Raw genomic sequence first — 20,738 nt, 5'->3', positions numbered from 1 at the left:
ATGCTTGAATTAACGTCCATTTCGAAATCGTTTTCCGATGCGCGGGTGCTTGATAATGTGAATCTGAGCGTTTCACCGGGGAGCCGAACGGCGATTGTCGGGCCGTCAGGGTCGGGAAAAACCACGCTGCTGCGTATTCTTGCCGGATTCGAAACGCCGGACAGCGGGCGCATTGTCATGCAGGGACGCACGCTGTTTGATGAACACAATTTTGTGCCCGCCCATCTGCGTGGGATCGGTTTTGTCCCGCAGGAAGGGGCGCTGTTCCCACACCTTAATGTGGCTGACAACATCGCCTGGGGGCTGGACGGCACGCGGGATGAAAAACGTCAGCGGGTGGACGCGCTGATGGAGAAAGTCTCTCTGGACAGGCAGCTGGCAACGCACTGGCCGCATGAGATTTCCGGTGGACAGCAGCAGCGCGTTGCGCTGGCCCGCGCGCTGGCTCAGCGTCCGTCAGTCATGCTGCTCGACGAACCCTTTTCGGCGCTGGATACCGGGCTGCGCGCCATGACGCGCAAAGCGACCGCCGACCTGCTGGCGGAAGCTGGCGTGGCCTCGATTCTGGTGACGCACGACCAAAACGAAGCCTTGTCCTTTGCCACCCAGGTAGCAGTGATGCGCGGCGGGCGCTTCAGTCAGGTGGGTACGCCTTACGAGGTCTACTCCCGGCCCGTTGATGAAGAGACCGCGCTGTTTCTTGGCGATGCGGTGATCCTGCCTGCTCAGCTCTCCAGCGGGTACGCGATGTGCGCGCTGGGTGAAGTGCCCACGGACAATGCCCGTGCGACAGGAGAGGGCAGAGTGATGATGCGCCCGGAACAGCTGCGCGTAACGGCATGCGCCCCGCATGAAAGCCCGATCTCGATTATTGAGGTCGATTTCACGGGCCATTTGTCCACGCTCACCCTTGCCTTAGCCGGGCGACAGGAGCCTGTTGTTCTGAAAACGGTCAGTCAGGCTGGGTGGAACCCTGGCACGGCGGTGCGCATTGATATCGCGGGCGTCGCACGCGTTTTTGAATATTCTTAATATTCGTTAGTTATTTCATGCAATGGGTTGTTATAGAAGAATTTTCCTGAACGTGTGGAATTTCCTGAGATTCTCTACCATGCTCAATACACCTCATCATCGTGTGTGAGGCTTTTCGTAGTTGCTGATTAATCTCAAGGAAAAAAGGTTATGAAAAAAACGACTGCTATTTTGTTGGGAACCGCGTTTCTGTTTACCACTAATGCCTTTGCTGCAGAACTGCTGACGAAAAATGAATTTGAGAAAGTAGAATCACAGTATGAAAAAATCGGTACTGTTAATACTTCAAATGAAGTATCGATTGATGATGCGAAGAAAGAGCTGATTGAGAAAGCAGACAAACAAGGTGCTGATGTGCTGGTACTGACGTCCGGTAATACCAACAACAAAATTCACGGCACCGCCGATATCTACAAGAAAAAATAATGTTATTGCAGCCACCCCCAATGCGGGGTGGCTGTTCTCGTCCTGCGCCTCGTCATCATCCCTCCATTCTGATTAACCTCTTTTCGCGACCAGAAATGCGCGGTTACACTTGATAACGCATAGATAATGCGTATAGTTCTCATTTGCATTGCATTTACACCATTCTAAGGCCCGACCACGGGTCATTTTTGCGCGCACATTTAAACGAGTTAATTATGAACAACACCACAATGCATAAAACGCTGCTGGCGCTTGCCATTGGCGCAGTGACCCATTCCGCTCTGGCGGCGGATGAGAAAAAAGAGGACACCCTCGTCGTCCAGGCTGCGGCGGAGAGTGATTTCACCCCCGGCGGTGACCAGCTGGTGCCCGCCTTCCTCGACGGGCAGGTGGCAAATGGCGGACGCATGGGGATGCTCGGTCAGCAGAACGCCATGGACGTGCCGTTCAACATCATCAGCTACACCTCGAAGCTGGTGGAAGATCAGCAGGCGAAAACCATTGCCGATGTCGTCGCCAACGACGCGGGCGTGCAGTATGTTCAGGGTTACGGCAACAGCGCTGAAACCTTCCGTATTCGTGGCCTGAAGTTCGACGGCGATGACATGACCTTTGGCGGCCTGTCCGGCGTGCTGCCGCGTCAGGTGGTGGATGCCCAGATGGTCGACCGCATTGAGATCTTCAAAGGGGCCAACTCGCTGATGAACGGTGCGGCAAGCTCCGGCGTGGGCGGGATGATCAACCTTGAGCCGAAACATGCGAGCGAGACGCCGCAGGCAAAAGTGGGCGTCGACTACACCTCGGATTCCCAGATTGGCACTACGCTGGACGCGGGCCGTCGCTTCGGTGATAACGACCAGTTTGGCGCGCGCGTGAACCTCGTCCATCGGGAAGGGGAAACCGGCGTACCGAATGACCGCCGCCGCACCACGCTGCTTTCCACCGGCCTGGACTACAAAGGCGACCGCTTCCGCACCTCGCTTGACATGGGCTATCAGAAGAAAACCTTCCACGGCAGCCCTACCAGCGTCAATATTTCAGCGGTGGATTTCGTCCCTGAGCCGCCGAAAAATGACCGCAATTTCTCGCAGAAGTGGGCCTACAGCAATATCGAAAACGAATTCGGGATGTGGCGCAGCGAGTACGACATCACCGATGGCTGGACCGCCTATACCGGTCTGGGTGCGCAGCACGCGCACGAGGAAGGGATCTACAGCGCGCCGAAGCTGGTGGACAAGAGCGGCAAGGCCACGGTCAGCCGCCTCGACACCAACCGCATCAGCGACTCCGTCAGCGGGATGGCGGGCATTCGCGGTAACTTTGACACTGGTTTTGTCTCGCACAAGGTCAACGTCGGGTATTCAGCGATGACCAAAAACGAAAAAATCGCGTGGAAAATGTCGGCGGCGGCAGATAACCCGACCACCAACATCTATCACAACACCGGCGTTGATATGCCGGACAGCACTAACTTCAACGGCTTAGGCGGGAAATACAGCGATCCGCTGACCAGCGGGCGTACCCGAACCCAGGGCTGGCTGCTGAGCGATACGCTGGGCGTACTGGACGACAAGCTGCTGTTCACTGCCGGGGCGCGCCATCAGAAGGTGGTCATCCGCGGCTACAACAAAATCACCGGTGCGGAAAACGCGGCGGATGGTTTCGACGGCAGCCGCTGGATGCCCACCTACGGCGTGGTCTACAAGCCGTGGGAGGAAATTTCCCTCTACGCCAACCACACCGAAGCCCTCCAGCCGGGCAAAACTGCACCTAACACCGCCACCAACTACGGCCAGAGCACCGGTATCGTGCACTCTAAGCAGAACGAAGTGGGCGTGAAGGCGGACTTCGGCCGCGTGGGCGGATCGCTTGCGCTGTTCGAAATCAAAATGCCATCGGCAATCCTCGACGACAGCGGCCACTACGGCCTGGACGCCGAGCAGCGTAACCGTGGCGTTGAGCTGAATGTCTTCGGCGAGCCGATGCTGGGTATGCGTCTGAACGCCAGCGCCACCTGGCTGCAGGCCGAGTTGACCAAAACCAAAAACGGCGTCAATCAGGGTAACGATGCGATCGGTATTCCGAATTTCTACGCCGTGCTGGGCGCGGAGTACGACATCAAGCCCGTTGATGGTTTGACGGCGACCGCCCGCGTGAACCACTCCGGCACGCAGTACGCTGACCTGGCAAACACCAAAAAGCTGGACAGCTACACCACGCTGGATCTGGGCATGCGCTATCGCTTCGCGGTGAACCACAATGCAAACCAGATGACCGTGCGCGCGGGCATCGACAACGTGACCAACGAGAACTACTGGGCCAGCGTAGACGATTCCGGCACCTACATCACTCAGGGCGAACCGCGGACCTTTAAGGTCTCGGTTGGCTACGAGTTCTAAGCGTTCCACCTCGTTATCCGGGGCATGGATGCCCCATCCTTCCGTTATCGTGTTATAAAATTGTAACAAAAGCTTCTTACACTGGTCGCCACATTCTTACCTCTTGGCCAATGACAGGAAGCCGCTATGGGCAGACCCCTCAAATCCGTTTTCAAAAAAGAACATCGCGACGAGATCGCTAACCGCAGCGCAAACCCGGTTTTCTCCGAGGTTGCCGAGGTATTCCTTTCCCGCCGCCGTTTTTTGCAGATGGGCGCCGTTGCGGGGGCTGCCGTTTCATTCCCCTTTCTGATCAAACCCGAAAGCGCCATTGCCGCGGTATCGAAGCCTTCCACGCTGGCGAAAGCGGTGTCGCTTGGGTTTAGCAGCATCCCCGTTTCCACGGAAGATACGGTAAGGGTGCCGGAAGGCTATATTGCTCGCCCGTTTTATCGCTGGGGTGACCCGACGGGAATTAAAAACAACATGCCAGCCTTTAAGCCGGACGCCAGCAACACCACGGACGAGCAGGCGGTGCAGGCGGGCATGCACCACGACGGGATGGCGTGGTTTAGCCTGCCGCAGGGAGCGCAAAACCCGGAGCATGGGCTGCTGGCGCTGAACCATGAATACATCGACAACGGAATGCTGTTTACGGACGGCGCCGCGAACTGGAGCCTCGACAAAGTCCGCAAGGGCCAGAACGCGATGGGCGTGTCGGTGGTGGAAGTGAAAAAAACGGGCAGTGAGTGGCAGGTGGTTCGCCCGTCCTCTCTCGCCCGCCGTATAACCGTCAATACGCCGATGGAGCTTACCGGCCCGGCGCGGCATCAGCCTTTAGTGAAAACCGCCGCCGACCCGCAGGGGGAGCGCGTGCTGGGCACCATGCAAAACTGCGCTAACGGCCATACGCCGTGGGGCACCTATCTCACCTGCGAGGAGAACTGGTCGGATATTTTTGTCAAAAAAGCCGATCTTAACCCGCTGGAAAAACGCTACGGCATCAGCGACAGCGACGAGTCCTACCGCTGGAACGAAGTGGATGACCGGTTCAGCGTCGATAAAACCCCTAACGAACCTAACCGCTTTGGCTGGGTCGTGGAGATTGATCCCTACGACCCGACCTCCACGCCACGCAAACACACCGCTCTTGGCCGCTTCAAGCATGAGGGGGCGGCCGTCACGCTCGCCGCTGATAAGCGCGTGGTGGTGTATATGGGTGACGATCAGAAGTTTGAGTACATCTACAAATTTGTCTCGGACAACAAATACGATCCTGCGAACCGTGAAGCGAATATGCAGCTGCTGACGTCCGGCACGCTGTACGTCGCCAGGTTCAACGAGGAGGGGAGCGGCGACTGGCTGCCGCTGATTTTCGGGCAAAACGGCCTGGATAAAAGCAACGGATTTGAAAGCCAGGGCGACCTGCTGATTAAAACCCGCCTGGCGGCTGATGTGGTGGGGGCGACGAAAATGGATCGCCCCGAGTGGATAGCCGTCGATCCGCACGCCAGCGGCAGCGTCTACTGTACGCTTACCAACAACAGCGATCGCGGCAAGGAGGGCAAGGCGCCGGTCGATGCCGCCAACCCGCGCGCCAACAACGTATTTGGTCATATTATGCACTGGCACGAAGACGGGGCCGATCCTGCCGCCGCACGCTTTAAATGGGATATTCTGGTCATGGCCGGGCGTACCGACGGCGACGATCCTAAGGCCAAAGGTTCCATGCAGGGCACGGAATTCGGCAGCCCGGATGGCCTGTCGTTCGATCATCAGGGCGTCCTGTGGATCCAAACCGACGTCTCTTCCAGCACCATCAATAAGAAAGCGTACGAGGGGATGGGCAATAACCAGATGGTCGCCACCATTCCGGGCACCAATGAATACCGCCGTTTCCTGACCGGACCGCGCGGGTGTGAAATCACCGGCATTGCGTTTACGCCGGACAACCGAACACTGTTTATCAATATCCAGCATCCGGGTGAGGGCGGGGATGATATTACCGATCCGGCCAATCCGCGCGCCGTCTCCAACTGGCCAGACGCCAGCCCGAACGGGCGTCCGCGATCGTCAACGGTGGTGATCGTCAAAGCGGACGGTGGGATCATCGGGTCGTGACCGTTATCTGCCGGGTGCATACAGTGGCCCGGCGTTAAACTTGCTACCTCCAGCATGAAGTGTTAAAACGTGCCCCTTCTAAAAAAGAGACAGGGGTAGGGCGTGAAAGACGCGTCATCCGCTTCAGGCCATGGTAGCGCTGAAGCTTCGTCGGATCAGAATCCGACGCTGCAACGTGGTTTGCAAAATCGACATATTCAGTTAATTGCCCTTGGTGGCGCGATCGGTACCGGGCTGTTTCTCGGCATCGGCCCCGCCATTCAGATGGCGGGCCCTGCGGTTCTGCTGGGTTACGCTATCGCCGGGATTATCGCCTTCCTGATCATGCGCCAGCTTGGCGAGATGGTCGTTGAAGAGCCGGTTTCAGGCTCCTTCGCGCACTTTGCTTATAAATACTGGGGCCCGTTTGCAGGCTTCCTGTCCGGCTGGAACTACTGGGTCATGTTCGTGCTGGTCGGGATGGCAGAGCTGACCGCCGCGGGCATCTACATGCAGTACTGGCTGCCGGACGTGCCAACGTGGATCTGGGCAGCAGCCTTCTTCATCATTATCAACGCCGTTAACCTCGTCAACGTGCGCCTGTATGGCGAAACCGAGTTCTGGTTTGCGCTGATCAAGGTGCTGGCGATTATCGGCATGATCGGCTTTGGCCTGTGGCTGCTGTTCTCCGGTCACGGCGGCGAGCGGGCCACAATCGACAACCTGTGGCAGCACGGCGGCTTCCTGGCAACCGGCTGGAAAGGGCTGATCCTCTCGCTGGCGGTGATCATGTTCTCCTTCGGCGGGCTGGAGCTGATTGGCATTACCGCGGCTGAAGCGCGCGACCCGCAAAAAAGCATTCCGAAAGCGGTCAACCAGGTGGTGTACCGTATTCTCCTGTTCTATATCGGTTCGCTGGTGGTGTTGCTGGCGCTCTATCCGTGGGTGGAGGTGAAATCCGATAGCAGTCCGTTCGTGATGATTTTCCACGATCTGAACAGCAACGTGGTGGCCTCGGCGCTGAACTTCGTCATTCTCGTGGCGTCGCTGTCGGTCTATAACAGCGGGGTTTACTCCAACAGCCGCATGCTGTTTGGCCTCTCGGTGCAGGGCAACGCGCCGAAGTTCCTCACCCGCGTCAGCCGTCGCGGCGTGCCGGTCAACTCGCTGTTCCTTTCCGGCGCGATTACCTCTCTGGTGGTGCTGATCAACTACCTGTTGCCGAAACAGGCCTTTGGCCTGCTGATGGCGCTGGTGGTCGCGACGCTGCTGCTGAACTGGATCATGATCTGCCTGGCGCACCTGCGCTTCCGCGCGTCGATGCGCCGCAAGGGACGCGAGACGCAGTTTAAAGCGCTGCTCTACCCGGCGGGGAACTACATCTGCATCGCGTTCCTGGGGCTGATTCTGGTGCTGATGTGCACCATGGATGAGATGCGCCTGTCCGCGATGCTGCTGCCGGTGTGGGTGGTGTTCCTGTTTATTGCATTTAAGCTCTCGCGCAAAAAGTAGCGCGGTTTTCTCCCTCTCCCTGTGGGAGAGGGCCGGGGTGAGGGCACCAGACCGCACCAAACCAGACCGCACCTGCCTTCACGCCCGGTCAGGCGAAGCCGCCACCCGGCTTTGAACATGCAATATTAAATCTCAAACGCTATCCGTTTCCCATTCGGTAACGTCACATCAATGCTCATTTCACCGCCGAGCGCACTAACGTAGCGTTTGAGCGTTGAAAGCCGGGGATCGTTTCCCGGCTGTTCGATTTTCGCTACAGTGGGTTGTTTTACCCCCATTGCCTCGGCCAGTTCTGTCTGAGAAACCTTGAGCTCTTCCCGCAGTTGGTTCAGGGCCACAATTCTGCGCATCACGTCAACTTTAGCCGCAATACGCTCCTGACTTTCCGCGCTCTGTTGCGCCATGAGTTCTTTTAGCGTTGCCATATGGCCTCCTTATCCGCCAGATGTCTGCTGTACTCAACGTCAGCCAGCGTAATCATTTCTTTATAAAACCGTTTTTGATTGCAACCGGTTTTGTCCCCAGCACAGAGCACAGTAGCTTCCTCGCTGTTTTAATTTATAGCCTATTGGCTATAATGACAATCAAAACATCTCGTTTTGTCATCCAGCGATCTTTATCGTGACCCCCCTCCCAATTCCGTTTCGATCCACAGGATCTTTATTTTGTAATCGATTACTTTTTATTTGAACTGTTTTGTAATCGATTACTTTTTCTGGGTGAGGCTCATCATGGTGTCAACAACTGAAAGTAGTGGAAAGGCGATAGCGCAGCACCGGCTGCTGGTGCCTCGGCTGTCGCTGATGATGTTTCTGCAGTTTTTTATCTGGGGTAGCTGGTCGGTCACGCTCGGCCTGGTGATGACCCAGCACAACATGTCGCTGCTGATTGGCGATGCCTTCTCCGCCGGGCCAATTGCGTCTATTCTCTCGCCGTTCGTGCTCGGGATGCTGGTGGACCGCTTCTTCGCCTCGCAGAAGGTGATGGCGGTGATGCATCTGGCGGGCGCAGCGATCCTCTGGTTCGTGCCGGGCGCGCTGATTGCCGAGAACGGCGCACTGCTGATCGGCCTGCTATTTGGCTACACGCTCTGCTACATGCCGACGCTGGCGTTGACCAACAACATCGCGTTTCACAGCCTGGCGAACGTGGATAAAACCTTCCCGGTGGTGCGCGTGTTCGGCACCATCGGCTGGATCGTCGCGGGCATTTTCATCGGCGTGACCGGCGTGGCGTCCAGCGTGACCATCTTCCAGGTGGCGGCGGCCAGTTCCGTGCTGCTGGCGCTTTACAGCCTGACGCTGCCGCACACGCCAGCCCCGGCGAAAGGCCTGCCGGTTAAGGTGCGCGATCTCTTCTGTGCGGATGCCTTTGCGCTGCTCAAAACCCGTCACTTCTTCGTCTTCTCCGTCTGCGCGATGCTGATCTCCGTCCCGTTGGGCACCTACTACGCCTATACCGCCTCATACCTGGCGGATGCCGGGATTGCCGACGTCAGCACCGCCATGTCCTTCGGGCAGATGTCGGAAATCTTCTTCATGCTGGTGATCCCGCTGTTGTTCCGCCGCCTGGGCGTGAAAGTCATGCTGCTGATCGGCATGCTGGCGTGGTTCGTGCGTTACGCCATGTTCGCGCTGGGGGTGAGCGAGGAGGGGCGCTTCCTGCTCTATATCGGCATCCTGCTGCACGGCGTGTGCTATGACTTCTTCTTTGTGGTGGGCTTTATCTATACCGACCGCGTGGCGGGCGAGAAGGTAAAAGGCCAGGCGCAGAGCATGATCGTGATGTTCACCTACGGCATCGGCATGCTGCTCGGCTCGCAGATTTCCGGCGCGCTCTATAACCGTCTGGTGGCGGGGCAAACCGTGCCGCAGGCGTGGGTAACATTCTGGTGGATCCCGGCGGTGGCAGCCGCGGCGATCGCGCTGATTTTCCTTCTCACGTTCAAGTATGACGATGACAAGGCGTAACGTTCAGGAGGTGGTATGAGGACGATGAAAGGACCCGGCATTTTTCTGTCGCAGTTTATTGGCGGGGAAGCGCCGTTCAACTCGCTCGACGGGCTGGCCGGGTGGGCAGCCGGGAAGGGCTATAAAGCGGTGCAGATCCCCTGCAATCATCCGCACATTTTTGATGTCGAAAAAGCGGTCGAGAGCCAGATCTACTGCGATGACATTACCGGCAAGCTGGCAGCACACGGGCTGGTCATCAGCGAGCTGTCGACCCATCTGGAGGGGCAGCTTGTGGCGGTAAACCCGGTCTACAGCGACGCGTTTGACCACTTCGCGCCCGCCGCCGTGCGCGGCAACGATGCGGCGCGACGGGCGTGGGCGACGGAGAAGCTGAAGCAGGCGGCGGTTGCCTCGGCCAGGTTAGGCCTGAAAGCGCACGCGACCTTCTCAGGCTCTCTGGCATGGCCGTTTTTCTACCCGTGGCCGCCGCATAACGAGCAGCGTTTTCAGGATGCATTCGGGGAGCTGGCAGCCCGCTGGCGGCCAATTCTGGATGCGTTCGACGAGCAGGGCGTGGACGTTTGCTTTGAGCTGCATCCGGGGGAAGATCTGCACGACGGCGTGACCTTCGAGCGTTTTCTGGCGCGGGTAGATAACCATCCTCGCTGTAACATCCTTTTTGACCCAAGCCACATGCTGCTGCAGCAGATGGATTACCTGACCTTTATCGACATCTACCACTCGCGCATCAAGGCGTTTCACGTGAAGGATGCCGAGTTCCGCCTCAGCGGACGCAGCGGTGTCTACGGCGGCTACCAGCCGTGGATCAACCGCGCCGGACGCTTCCGCTCGCTCGGTGACGGGCAGATCGACTTTAAGGGCATTTTCAGCAAGCTGACCCAGTACGACTATGACGGCTGGGCGGTGCTGGAATGGGAATGCTGCCTGAAGGACGGCGAAACCGGCGCGAGGGAAGGTAGCGAGTTTATCCGCCGCCATATCATCCCGGTCTCCGGGCGCGCGTTTGACGACTTCGCGGCAGGAGGCAAGCATGATTAACGTCGGGATTATCGGCAGCGGGTTTATCGGCCCGGCGCATATCGAGGCGCTTAGACGCCTCGGTTTTGTGCAGGTGGTTGCCCTGTGCGACGGCACGCCTGCGCAGGCGCAGGAAAAGGCGCGAGCCTTGAATGTGCCGCATGCCTACGGTAGCGTTGAGGAACTGCTCGCGCACCCCGATCTGCACGTGGTGCACAACTGCACGCCGAACCACCTGCACGCGGAGATTAACCGCCAGATCCTGCGGGCAGGCAAGCACGTGTTTTCCGAAAAGCCGCTGTGCATGACCCCGGACGAGGCGCGCGAGCTGGTGGCGCTGGCGGAGCAGGCGGGCGTGGTGCACGGCGTGAGCTTTGTCTATCGCCAGTTTGCGATGGTGCGCCAGGCGGCGAGCATGATGCGCGCGGGCGATATCGGACGGCTGTTCGCCTCGCACGGCAGCTATCTGCAGGACTGGATGCTGCTGGAAACCGACTACAACTGGCGGGTGGATGCCGCGCTCGGCGGCGCATCGCGCGCGGTGGCGGACATCGGCTCCCACTGGTGCGATACGGTGCAGTTTGTCACCGGCCGCCGCATCATCGAGGTGATGGCCGATCTCACCATCGTCTGGCCGACGCGCAAAGCCAGTGTGTCGGGCAATCAGACCTTTACCCACGATGCGCACGCGCAGTATGAAGACAAACCGGTCACCACCGAAGACTTCGGCTCGGTGCTGTTCCGCTTCGACGACGGCAGCAAGGGCAGCTTCAGCGTCTCGCAGGTGAGCGCGGGGCGCAAAAATCGCCTGACGTTTGAGATCAACGGCAGCGAGCGGTCGGTGGCGTGGGATCAGGAGATCCCGCAGCGGCTGTGGGTCGGCCATCGCGCGCAGGCTAACCAGACGCTCACCGACGATCCAGGCCTGATGAACCCTGACGTGGCCGACAGCGCCCATTTCCCCGGCGGGCATATCGAAGGCTGGCCGGACGCCTTCAAAAACATGATGGCGCAGTTCTACCGCGCCGTGCAGGCGGGCGCGATGCCGGAAAACCCGCCGTTTGCAACTTTCTACGACGGCGCAAACGTGATGTATATCATTGATGCGATAGTGAAAAGCCATCAGCAGCAGCGCTGGGTGCGCGTGGCGTATTGACGCGTTGCCCGGTTCGCCGGGCAACCGTTTTATGGTAGCCTGCACAAAACGCTAACCGCAGGATGTGTCGTCGCTATGTCAATTCAGAAAATCGCTCAGCTCGCCGGGGTCTCCGTGGCGACGGTCTCCCGCGTGCTCAACAACAGCGACACCGTGAAGGCGAAAAACCGCGAGCGCGTTCTGCAGGCGATCCAGGAGAGCAACTACCAGCCGAACCTGCTGGCGCGCCAGCTGCGCACCGCCCGCAGCTATATGATCCTGGTGATGGTCTCCAACATCGCCAACCCGTTCTGCGCCGAGGTGGTGAAGGGTATTGAAGAAGAGGCGGAGAAAAACGGCTACCGCATTCTGCTGTGCAACTCCGGCTCGGATATCGAACGATCCCGCTCGGGTTTAAGCCTGCTCTCCGGCAAAATTGTCGACGGCATTATCACCATGGACGCCTTCTCGAAGCTACCGGAACTGGCCGCGCTGATTGGTGCCGCGCCGTGGGTGCAGTGCGCAGAATACGCCGATGCGGGCGCGGTCTCCTGCGTGGGGATTAACGACGTCGATGCCTCCCAGCATGCCGTCAGCCAGCTGGCCGAGAGCGGCCGTACGCGTATCGCGATGATCAACCACGACCTAAGCTATAAATATGCCCGCCTGCGCGAGCGCGGCTACAAGAGCGTGATCCACCTGACGGATCTGGACTATCAGGCGGTGGAATACGCCAACGATCTCAGCTCGCGCGCCGGGATGGCGGCGATGGAAAATCTGCTGAAAGAGAACCCGCCGGACGCGGTGTTTGCGGTATCGGACACCCTGGCCGCAGGCGCGCTGCGCGCCATTCAGCAGGCGGGGCTGCGGGTGCCGGAGGATATTGCGGTCGTGGGGTTTGACGGCACGGAGCTGGCGGACATGATTTCGCTCACCACCATCGAGCAGCCGTCGCGGGATATCGGGCGCAAGGCGGTCGATCTGTTACTGAACAAAATCGACAACCCGGATGCGCCCACGGAAAGGGTGATGATGGACTGGCGCTTTATTTCCCGCGCCAGTACCTGATTATTTTGCGATAACGCCCGCCAGGGAGCGAATATCGTTCCCGGTTGGCGACTGGTGAATACGCAGACCAAATTCATCCACCACCGCAAAAATATGGTCGAAGATGTCGGCCTGAATTTCCTCATATTCTGCCCAGATCACCGTGTTGGTGAAGGCGTATATTTCAATCGGCAGGCCGTTGGCATCCGGCGCGAGCTGGCGCACCATTAGCGTCATATCTTTGCGAATGCGCGGGTGGTTGTGCAGATATTCATTCAGGTAGGCGCGGAAGGTGCCGATATTGGTCATCTTGCGCAGGTTTAATATCGATTCCCCTTCACCGTTCTGCTGATTCCAAAGGTTAATCTCCTCATGACGCGCGGCCAGATAAGGCTTCAGCAGCTTTGCCTGAATCAGCTTCTGCTGCTCCTGCTCGTCGAGAAAATGAATGCTGGTGGTATCGATATTCAGGCTGCGCTTAATGCGTCGACCGCCGGACGCCGACATGCCGCTCCAGTTGATAAAGGCGTCGGAGACCAGCGCCCACGTCGGAATGGTGGTGATGGTGTTATCAAAATTGCGCACTTTTACGGTGGTCAGGCCGATGTCCGTCACCGTGCCGTTGGCACCGTATTTCGGCATTTCCAGCCAGTCGCCGAGCTTCAGCATGTCGTTGGCGGAGAGCTGAATGCCCGCCACCAGCCCGAGTATCGGGTCTTTAAACACCAGCATCAGAACGGCGGCCATGGCACCCAGACCGCTGATCAGAATCGCCGGGGACTGGCCGATCAGCAGGGAGATAATCAAAATCCCCACCAGGATGGCGCTCACCAGCTTGATGCCCTGGAAAATCCCTTTCAGCGGCAGCTGCGACGCGGTGGCCATTTTCTGGGACAGATTGAAAATCACGTCCAGCAGCGAGAAGAAGGAGAGCAGGGCATACACCATCACCCACAGCTTCGCGCAGGTGGTGAGCATTTCCGCCGCTTCGCTGCCTTTTTGCAGCCACAGTACCGCCTGAACGTTGACGATTATCCCCTGTAGGGTAAAGGCCAGACGGTGAAATAACTTATTCTGGGTAATGATCTGCAGCCACAAATGGCTGCTGGCCTGCGCGCGTTTTTCGAAAGCGCGGAGCACCAGCTTGTGCAGAATAAAATGAACCACGATGGCGGTAAGAAAAATAATACCAAAGATAATCACTAACGAGGTGGTGTGATTAATTTCAATCCCTAACTCTTCAACCTGAGCAATTAATTCCTGCATAACGTCTCCTGTATTGATGCAGCCCCATAATGGCGGCTGCGGATCTATTATGCAAATTCACAGGCTTATTTGGCGGCCTGACAGACCTTCACCACGGGTAAACAGAGGCGATGACGCATGCGCAGCGTCGCCAGCGCCAGCACCACCATCATCACCGTTTCCACCGTCAGGAAGACGTTAACTGCCTGAGTGTAGTCCCCGTGATGGTTTTGCAGCGCATGCAGCAAGATTGCGCCAAAAATGGCCGGACCCAGCCCCAGCGCGGCCTGCTGCAGCGTACTGAGAATGGCGCTCGCGGCACCTGCGTCATCGGGCTGAATATCGCGCATCCCGATGCGATAGAAGCTGTTCACGATCAGCGCCTGCCCGTAGCCGACCAGCCCGGTCGCAGGTGCCAGCGTCAGGGCGGTGTTATCCATTCCCCACACCCGGAACGTAACAATCAGCGCCAGCAGACCAGTAATCTGGATCGCCAGACCTGTCAGCAGAATGGTGCTGGTGCTGTAGCGGGCGATCAGCCGAGGGGCAAACCACGCCGAGATAAAGTAGGTCACGCCCAGCGCGATAAAACTGTTCCCGGACTGCCACGGCGCCATGCCAAGGCCGGTCTGCATGGTCAGTGCCATGCAGAACATAAACCCGGACCAGACGCTGAAAAAGAGCATCGCGATCAGCACGCCAAAACGGATGCTGCTGAGCTGCATCAGACGCGGCGGGATCAGCGGGTGCGCATCCTCACGCTCTTTTTTACGCGCGTTCAGCACCATTAAATATGCCAGTGGAATAATGGCCAGCAGCGCAGCCTTCAGCGGCCACGACCAGTGCCACTGCGGGCCGAGCGCCATCGGGAACAGGAGGCAGCAGAGGATCATCGCCAGCAGCACGGTGCCGGTCCAGTCAATGCGTGACGGGGTATCGCGACGGGTTTCCGGCACGTAGCGGCGGCTCAGTGCCAGCACCACCAGACAAATCGGCACGTTGATGAAGAAAGCGTTCCGCCAGCCCAGCCCGGCGATATCCGCCGATACCAGCCAGCCGCCGCCCATCTGGCCGACGATAAACGCAATTCCGCCGATGCCGCCGAACAGGCTAATCGCTTTCGCGTGGGCGGTGCCTTTTAGCGTGACGTGCAAGGTGGCAAGAATTTGCGGCATGATCAGCGCCGCGCCCGCGCCCTGAACAATGCGCGCGGCCAGCAGCTGTTCGATGTTTCCCGCCATGCCGCACAGCAGCGAGGCCAGGCCAAAGCTCGCCACGCCCCACATAAACAGGCGGCGGCGGCCAACGTTATCCCCCAGCTTGCTGCCGAGTGCCAGGCAGACGGCGAAGGCCACGCCGTAGAGCGCGACGATCAACTCCAGTTCTGTAGCGGTGGCGTGCAGTGAGTGGGTGATGGAGTCCAGCGCGACGTTGGTGATTGAGGTATCAATCAGCGGCAGCATCTGGCCGGTTAACAGCAATATCAGGCCTGCGCGGCCCGGTGAAACAACTGACGTATTCATGGGATCTCCATTGCGTCATTCATCAGATGGTCGTAGCATCAACCATCTGATAAACGGGTACCAGTTCTTGCTTATACTGGTACTGGCACTACCATGCAGGGGGATTTATGGCCTTGATGTCTGAACCCGTCGTCTCACTTCAGGATGACACCCGAAAACAGCTGGGTGCTTTTTTACGCGCACGACGCGAAAGCCTCGATCCGCAGCGTCTCGGCTTGCCGCGCAGCGGTCGCCGCCGCACGCCGGGTCTGCGCCGTGAAGAGGTGGCGATGCTGGCAGACGTGGGCGTGACCTGGTACACCTGGCTTGAGCAGGGCAGGGACGTCAACCCGTCGAGCGCGGTGATGGCGGCCGTGGCGAAAGCCTTGCAATGTACCCCAACCGAGGCCCGACACCTGTTTGTTTTAGCCGGTTTGCCGCCGGGTGAAGCCCCGCAGGCGGTCTGCTGCGAGGGCATCAGCGAAGGCACGCGCCGCCTGCTTGATACCCTGCTGCCAAAACCTGCCAGCATACAGAAACCCAATTTCGATATCGTGGCGTGGAACGACAGTTTTGGTCATCTGATGGGCGTCGATTTTAATGAAATCCCGCCGGAAGACCGCAACTGTATTTACCTGTTCCTCACCCACCCGGCGTGGCGCGCGCGGCTCGGCAGACGCGATGACGTGCTGCCGATATTTGTCTCCTATTTCCGCGCGGCGATGGCCGAACACCGGGGCGACCCGCTGTGGGAGGCGAAGCTGGCACGCTTCTTTGCGGTGTCTGAAGAGTTCAAAACCCTGTGGCACCAGCGCAACGACGTGCGCGGCGTGGAGAACCAGCTCAAGCTGTTTACCCATCCCGAGCTGGGAGATTTCACGCTGCAGCAGATGTACTGGTACTCCGCGCCGCGAAACGGCTCGCGGCTGCTGGTCTATTTACCGGTGGATGAGGCGGGGGAGCGGGCGATGGCGTGGCTGGCGGAGCAGGGGAAATAAGTTTTTTGCGAGGTGCTTTCAGGGAGTTAATGCTGATCCGGTGATGTTTGCTAAAAGCAGGTAAGGTAAACATGAAAGGCAAAATTAGCCTTTAATGCAAATTGCCTTATATGCTAATATCATCAGGGGTGAATAACCGTGTTCAGACTCATCGTTCATGAGGCAGTCAGAGAAGAGATCCTCTTACTGCCCGCTGGGGTGAAGGCGAAGCTGATTCGCCAGCTTGATAAATTACGCGCTAACCCGACAGCACTGCGGGAACCTGACAGCAAACCCTTACCGCATGGTTTGTTCGAAATCAGAACCGTCGGGCTAATCCATACTCGGGGAATTTACGTTTATCAGCGGGAAAAGACAATTTTTCTGCTGCGAGTGTTTATCAAGAAAACGCAAAAAACGCCCTCTGCTGAACTTCGTCTGGCACTGAAGCGACAACAGGAGATGTTGGATGAGCAAGAAGATTATTGACTGGGATGAACTCCGATCTGAGCTGTTAAGCAATTCAGAGGTACAGGCCTCTTTTGATGCTGAAGAACGAAAAGAGCGCTTGCGCGAAATGTTGGCGCAATGGCGAAATCAGGCCGGTCTGACGCGCGCGCAGGTGGCGGAGCGAATGGGCGTCAGCGCACCCACCGTTTCAAGAATGGAAGCGAATATAACCCGGGCGAGTCTTGATACCTTAACGCGTTATGCACTGGTGTGTGGGGTTAAACACCCGCAGATTACGCTCTATTGAAAACAGGCACGCCGGTAACGGGCGCGCCTGTAGCGATCAGCACTCGGTCACAATCGTGCTCAGCGGCAGGCGGGACTTCGGCAGCGTGGCGTTGAAATCTTCCACGCTGTGATGCCCAACCGGCACCACCACCAGGCTGGTGAAGCCTTTTTCTTTCAGACCAAACTCTTCGTCGAGGATCGCCGCGTCAAAGCCTTCAATCGGCACCGCGTCCAGACCCAACGCGCCCACGCCCAGCAGGAAGTTGCCGACGTTCAGGTAAACCTGTTTCGCCATCCACTGGTCGTCATCTTTCAGATCCACGCGGTGCATGTCGGCGAAGTAGTGGCGGCCTTTATTGTTGGCGGCTTTGGCTTCCGGCGTGTTGAAACGGCCATCGGCCTCTTCCTGATCGACAACGCGCTCAAGCCAGGCATCGTCCATCGCGGTTTTCGCGCAGAACACCACCACGTGAGAAGCGTCCAGCATTTTGCGTTCGTTGAACACATAGGTGCCCGCAGCGGATTTCGCCACGCGCGCTTTACCTTCCTCGGTGCTGGCAACAATAAAGTGCCACGGCTGGGAGTTGGTGCTGGATGGGCTGTACTGCAGCAGGGTTTTGATTTTTTCCGCTTCTTCAGCGGTCAGTTTTTTGCCTGGGTCGAACGCCTTGGTAGAGTGGCGTTTCAGGGCGACAGAAATGATATCCATAACAACTCCTGGTGATGAAATTCGCCCGCTCGCGGGCGCGAAAGGAAAGCAGAGTACCGCGCGAAGCGGGAAAAGATAAGGGCGATTCGAGCGCTTAATCTGTTCGGCTCAGCCGAACAATCAGGCCGGGCGTATCCATTTCTGATCTTTTTTCGGCAGCTTATCGACCACCAGATTCCACGAGTCGTTGATGAAATCAGCGACCACCTCAGGCGTGATGTCATCGGTGCCGTAGAGTGAGATCCAGTGCTTTTTATTCAGGTGATAGCCAGGTTCAACGCCGCGATAAATCTGCTGATTCAACAGCGATTTTTCCGGATCGGATTTCAGGCTGACGTGAGGGCGTCCGCGTACAACCGCCATCAGCATAAAAATCTTTCCACCTACTTTAAACACGTCGTACTCGGGGCCGAACGGCCAGCAGTGTTCGGTGAAAGGCATCTCCAGCGCCACGCGTTTCGCGTGCTCCTGCAAGGACTTACCGTCCATCGCTATCCTCCTGAGCCAGCCCGCGCCACATGGCCTCAAAACCGAGCGCTTTAAAATCGACGGCGCGGGACGGATCGCGGGTGGCAAATTCCATTGTGGTTTCGGCCAGCGATAAGAAAATCGCATCGCCAAAGGTTTTAAATTCGTCGGACATAAACACCTGGCGCACCGAGCGGCGGCACAGCTCGTGCAGCTCCGGGAACATATCTTTCACGGCCTGCTCCGTCTCGGCGTTGATCTTCTCACTGACGCCAAGCTGTCGAATGGCAGCGTGTGCGAGAGGGTTTTTGATCCCCCAGTCGACATAGCTGTTCCAGATGTTACGCGTGTGCTCTTTTGGGCTGGTGAGTGAGCGATCCAGATTAGAGAGCATCGCCTGGCAGAGATCCTGCTTCAGGTGGAGGTAAAGGGCATTCAGCAGATCGTCTTTGGTAGCAAAGTAGCGAAACAGGGTGCCTTCGGCGACGCCCGCGTTACGGGCAATGAGCGCCGTTGAGGCGGCAATTCCCGACTGCGCAAACGCAGCGGTTGCTGCTTCCAGTAAGGCCTGTTTTTTATCTTCACTCTTCGGACGTGCCACTCAATTCTCCCCTTTGTCAAATGTAAAAAAACGTATTGAAGCATGCGGTTCATACCGCTGCAACGCGGAATGTCAAAGATCGAAAACGTCTTGACGATATATTCATCATATCTAATAATGAGTGCTTACTCACTCATAATCAAGCTTAACCCGCGTAAACCATCGGATGGGGCGCGTATTCGGGTCAGGAAATGAAAAAGCCTCTATTCATCTGCGTGGTGTTTGTCATGATTGTTGCTTCAGCTGCGAGTTTACCTTTTGTTCTGAACGCCGGATTCGGCCAGCCACCGCAGGGTGAGCAGCTCTCCGAAGTGGAAGCCTCCCCGCAGTATCGCGAGGGGAAATTCCACAATACGCTGCCGACGCCGGGTTATAACGGCGACAAAAACATGCTGGTCGCGACGTGGGAATTTCTGACCAAAAAAACCGAAAACGCACGACCGGCGCAGCCGCTGCCGCTGGTGAAAACCGATCTTGCGAGCCTGCCGCTGGAGCAGGACACCCTGGTGTGGCTCGGTCACTCCTCGTGGTATCTGCAGCTCGCGGGTAAACGCATTCTGATTGACCCGGTGCTCAGCAACTACGCCGCGCCATTCTCGTTCCTCAATAAGGCCTTTGCCGGTGAGTATCCGTGGCGCGCTGAAAGCATGCCGGAGATCGACCTGCTGATTATCTCGCACGATCACTACGATCATCTGGATTACGCCACCATCAGGGCGCTACTGCCAAAGGTGAAGCGTGTGGTGACGCCGCTGGGCGTGGGCTCCCACCTGCGCTACTGGGGAATGAAGCCTGAGATTATTGACGAGCGCGACTGGAACCAGTCGGTGCGCATCAGCGATGAATTGACGGTGCATGTTCTTCCGGCGCGTCACTTCTCCGGGCGCGGCATCAAGCGCGACCAGACCTTGTGGGGCAGCTTTATGTTCGTCACGCCAGAGCAGAAGGTTTATTACAGCGGGGATTCCGGCTACGGCCCGCACTTTAAGGCCATCGGCGAGCAGTTTGGCGAGGTGGATTTAGCCATTATGGAAAACGGCCAGTACGACCAGGACTGGAAGTACATCCACATGCTGCCGGACGAAACGGCGCAGGCCTCGGCGGATCTCAACGCCAAAGCGGTGGTGCCGGGGCACAACGGGCGCTTCGTGCTGGCGAAACACACGTGGAACGATCCGCTGATCCAGCTGGCGCGCGCCAGCAAGGACAAAAATTATCGGCTGCTGACGCCGGAACTGGGTGAGCCCGTGCGGGTGAGTGATACCACTCAGGCATTTCGCGAGTGGTGGGAATAATGTTTAAGCGAGAAGCAGAGGGGGACAGCTGTATGACCATTTCCGCTCAAGTCATCGACACTATCGTCGAATGGATCGACGACAATCTGCACCAGCCGTTACGTATCGAAGAGATCGCCCGCCACGCGGGATATTCGAAGTGGCACCTGCAGCGGCTGTTTATGCAGTACAAAGGGGAGAGCCTCGGGCGCTATATTCGCGAGCGCAAGCTGCTGCTGGCGGCGCGCGACCTGCGTGAATCCGACGCTCGCGTGTACGATATCTGCCTGCGCTACGGGTTTGACTCGCAGCAGACGTTTACCCGCATATTTACCCGCACCTTCAACCAGCCGCCGGGTGCGTACCGTAAAGAGAACCATAGCCAGACACATTAACTTGTCGCATGTAGGCCGGGTAAGGCGTAGCCGCCACCCGGCTTTTTTGTGGGCCCGGTGCCCGTAATTGCCCGGTGGCGCTACTGTATGACCGGATACATAGGTGACAGATCAGACCGGGAACATAGGTAACACTTTTCAGTCTATCCGGAGCACACTCTCGGTTTTTCGGTCGTAGTACGCAAGCGTTATCCCATTAAAGATGATGG

General features: G+C 57.8%; 20 protein-coding genes and 1 pseudogene. 14 read left to right on the top strand and 7 right to left on the bottom strand.

Annotated elements, in window-relative coordinates:
- From KW829_RS20870 to pheP, 5 genes are all read left to right on the top strand, one after another.
- Positions 1 to 1,032 (top strand): ABC transporter ATP-binding protein, encoded by a 1,032-nt coding sequence (locus tag KW829_RS20870; protein WP_218308999.1) that lies wholly within the window; start codon positions 1 to 3, stop codon positions 1,030 to 1,032.
- 150 nt (positions 1,033 to 1,182) lie between these two features.
- Positions 1,183 to 1,458 carry a DUF1471 family periplasmic protein YahO gene (yahO, locus tag KW829_RS20865; protein ID WP_010428286.1) on the top strand — a complete coding sequence of 92 codons (276 nt, stop codon included), beginning with the start codon at positions 1,183 to 1,185 and terminating at the stop codon, positions 1,456 to 1,458.
- 215 nt (positions 1,459 to 1,673) lie between these two features.
- Positions 1,674 to 3,857: a TonB-dependent siderophore receptor gene (locus KW829_RS20860; protein ID WP_218308998.1), complete on the top strand. Its 2,184-nt coding sequence runs from the start codon at positions 1,674 to 1,676 to the stop codon at positions 3,855 to 3,857.
- Between the two features lie 126 nt (positions 3,858 to 3,983).
- Positions 3,984 to 5,957: a PhoX family phosphatase gene (locus KW829_RS20855; protein WP_010428290.1), complete on the top strand. Its 1,974-nt coding sequence runs from the start codon at positions 3,984 to 3,986 to the stop codon at positions 5,955 to 5,957.
- A gap of 102 nt (positions 5,958 to 6,059) precedes the next feature.
- On the top strand, positions 6,060 to 7,448 hold the full coding sequence (gene pheP, locus KW829_RS20850; RefSeq protein WP_010428292.1) for a phenylalanine transporter: 1,389 nt from the start codon (positions 6,060 to 6,062) through the stop codon (positions 7,446 to 7,448).
- Between the two features lie 125 nt (positions 7,449 to 7,573).
- On the opposite strand, the gene KW829_RS20845 is transcribed toward pheP, so the two are convergent.
- Complete coding sequence (locus tag KW829_RS20845; RefSeq protein WP_010428293.1) at positions 7,574 to 7,873, bottom strand: helix-turn-helix domain-containing protein; 300 nt, start codon at positions 7,871 to 7,873, stop codon at positions 7,574 to 7,576.
- Positions 7,861 to 7,992: pseudogene (locus KW829_RS22975) on the bottom strand (type II toxin-antitoxin system RelE/ParE family toxin); the annotation flags it as partial. The gene KW829_RS20845 and the pseudogene KW829_RS22975, both read right to left, overlap by 13 nt.
- Before the next feature lie 187 nt (positions 7,993 to 8,179).
- Here KW829_RS22975 and KW829_RS20840 point away from each other — a divergent pair.
- The 4 genes from KW829_RS20840 (at position 8,180) to KW829_RS20825 (ending at position 12,641) form a co-directional block, all read left to right on the top strand.
- The gene (locus KW829_RS20840) at positions 8,180 to 9,418 is read left to right on the top strand and encodes an MFS transporter (protein WP_120159066.1); all 1,239 of its coding nucleotides are present in this window, start codon (positions 8,180 to 8,182) and stop codon (positions 9,416 to 9,418) included.
- A 15-nt stretch (positions 9,419 to 9,433) separates the two neighbouring features.
- On the top strand, positions 9,434 to 10,459 hold the full coding sequence (locus tag KW829_RS20835) for a sugar phosphate isomerase/epimerase (RefSeq protein WP_218308997.1): 1,026 nt from the start codon (positions 9,434 to 9,436) through the stop codon (positions 10,457 to 10,459).
- Positions 10,452 to 11,594, top strand: a complete 1,143-nt coding sequence (locus KW829_RS20830) for a Gfo/Idh/MocA family protein (protein ID WP_218308996.1) — start codon at positions 10,452 to 10,454, stop codon at positions 11,592 to 11,594. The genes KW829_RS20835 and KW829_RS20830 overlap by 8 nt, the downstream gene beginning before the upstream one ends.
- A gap of 75 nt (positions 11,595 to 11,669) precedes the next feature.
- Complete coding sequence (locus KW829_RS20825) at positions 11,670 to 12,641, top strand: LacI family DNA-binding transcriptional regulator (RefSeq protein ID WP_218308994.1); 972 nt, start codon at positions 11,670 to 11,672, stop codon at positions 12,639 to 12,641.
- On the opposite strand, the gene KW829_RS20820 is transcribed toward KW829_RS20825, so the two are convergent.
- Positions 12,642 to 13,886, bottom strand: a complete 1,245-nt coding sequence (locus KW829_RS20820) for a mechanosensitive ion channel family protein (protein ID WP_218308992.1) — start codon at positions 13,884 to 13,886, stop codon at positions 12,642 to 12,644. It abuts the gene before it with no gap.
- A gap of 65 nt (positions 13,887 to 13,951) precedes the next feature.
- Positions 13,952 to 15,388: an MFS transporter gene (locus KW829_RS20815; protein WP_218308990.1), complete on the bottom strand. Its 1,437-nt coding sequence runs from the start codon at positions 15,386 to 15,388 to the stop codon at positions 13,952 to 13,954.
- A gap of 107 nt (positions 15,389 to 15,495) precedes the next feature.
- Here KW829_RS20815 and KW829_RS20810 point away from each other — a divergent pair, with 107 nt between their 5' ends.
- From KW829_RS20810 to KW829_RS20800, 3 genes are all read left to right on the top strand, one after another.
- Positions 15,496 to 16,365 (top strand): helix-turn-helix transcriptional regulator, encoded by an 870-nt coding sequence (locus tag KW829_RS20810; RefSeq protein ID WP_148400345.1) that lies wholly within the window; start codon positions 15,496 to 15,498, stop codon positions 16,363 to 16,365.
- A gap of 138 nt (positions 16,366 to 16,503) precedes the next feature.
- Positions 16,504 to 16,833 carry a type II toxin-antitoxin system RelE/ParE family toxin gene (locus KW829_RS20805; RefSeq protein WP_089599387.1) on the top strand — a complete coding sequence of 110 codons (330 nt, stop codon included), beginning with the start codon at positions 16,504 to 16,506 and terminating at the stop codon, positions 16,831 to 16,833.
- Positions 16,814 to 17,101, top strand: coding sequence for a helix-turn-helix transcriptional regulator (locus tag KW829_RS20800; RefSeq protein WP_089599386.1), 288 nt, complete (start codon positions 16,814 to 16,816; stop codon positions 17,099 to 17,101). Before KW829_RS20805 ends, KW829_RS20800 begins: the two co-directional genes overlap by 20 nt.
- Positions 17,102 to 17,137: 36 nt before the next feature.
- Here KW829_RS20800 and nfsB read toward each other — a convergent pair whose 3' ends face one another.
- From nfsB to KW829_RS20785, 3 genes are all read right to left on the bottom strand, one after another.
- Complete coding sequence (gene nfsB, locus KW829_RS20795; RefSeq protein WP_089599385.1) at positions 17,138 to 17,791, bottom strand: oxygen-insensitive NAD(P)H nitroreductase; 654 nt, start codon at positions 17,789 to 17,791, stop codon at positions 17,138 to 17,140.
- 120 nt (positions 17,792 to 17,911) lie between these two features.
- The gene (locus tag KW829_RS20790) at positions 17,912 to 18,280 is read right to left on the bottom strand and encodes an MmcQ/YjbR family DNA-binding protein (RefSeq protein ID WP_010428314.1); all 369 of its coding nucleotides are present in this window, start codon (positions 18,278 to 18,280) and stop codon (positions 17,912 to 17,914) included.
- The gene (locus KW829_RS20785; RefSeq protein WP_010428315.1) at positions 18,270 to 18,860 is read right to left on the bottom strand and encodes a TetR/AcrR family transcriptional regulator; all 591 of its coding nucleotides are present in this window, start codon (positions 18,858 to 18,860) and stop codon (positions 18,270 to 18,272) included. Before KW829_RS20785 ends, KW829_RS20790 begins: the two co-directional genes overlap by 11 nt.
- A gap of 191 nt (positions 18,861 to 19,051) precedes the next feature.
- Here KW829_RS20785 and KW829_RS20780 point away from each other — a divergent pair, with 191 nt between their 5' ends.
- On the top strand, positions 19,052 to 20,155 hold the full coding sequence (locus KW829_RS20780; protein ID WP_010428316.1) for a RomA family MBL fold metallo-hydrolase: 1,104 nt from the start codon (positions 19,052 to 19,054) through the stop codon (positions 20,153 to 20,155).
- A 32-nt stretch (positions 20,156 to 20,187) separates the two neighbouring features.
- Positions 20,188 to 20,529, top strand: a complete 342-nt coding sequence (locus KW829_RS20775; protein WP_010428317.1) for a RamA family antibiotic efflux transcriptional regulator — start codon at positions 20,188 to 20,190, stop codon at positions 20,527 to 20,529.
- The last annotated feature ends 209 nt before the right edge of the window (positions 20,530 to 20,738 follow it).

The sequence above is a fragment of the Enterobacter sp. ENT02 genome, from assembly GCF_019219165.1.
Lineage (GTDB): Bacteria > Pseudomonadota > Gammaproteobacteria > Enterobacterales > Enterobacteriaceae > Enterobacter > Enterobacter mori.
This window is presented reverse-complemented; position numbering and strand designations above follow the sequence as displayed.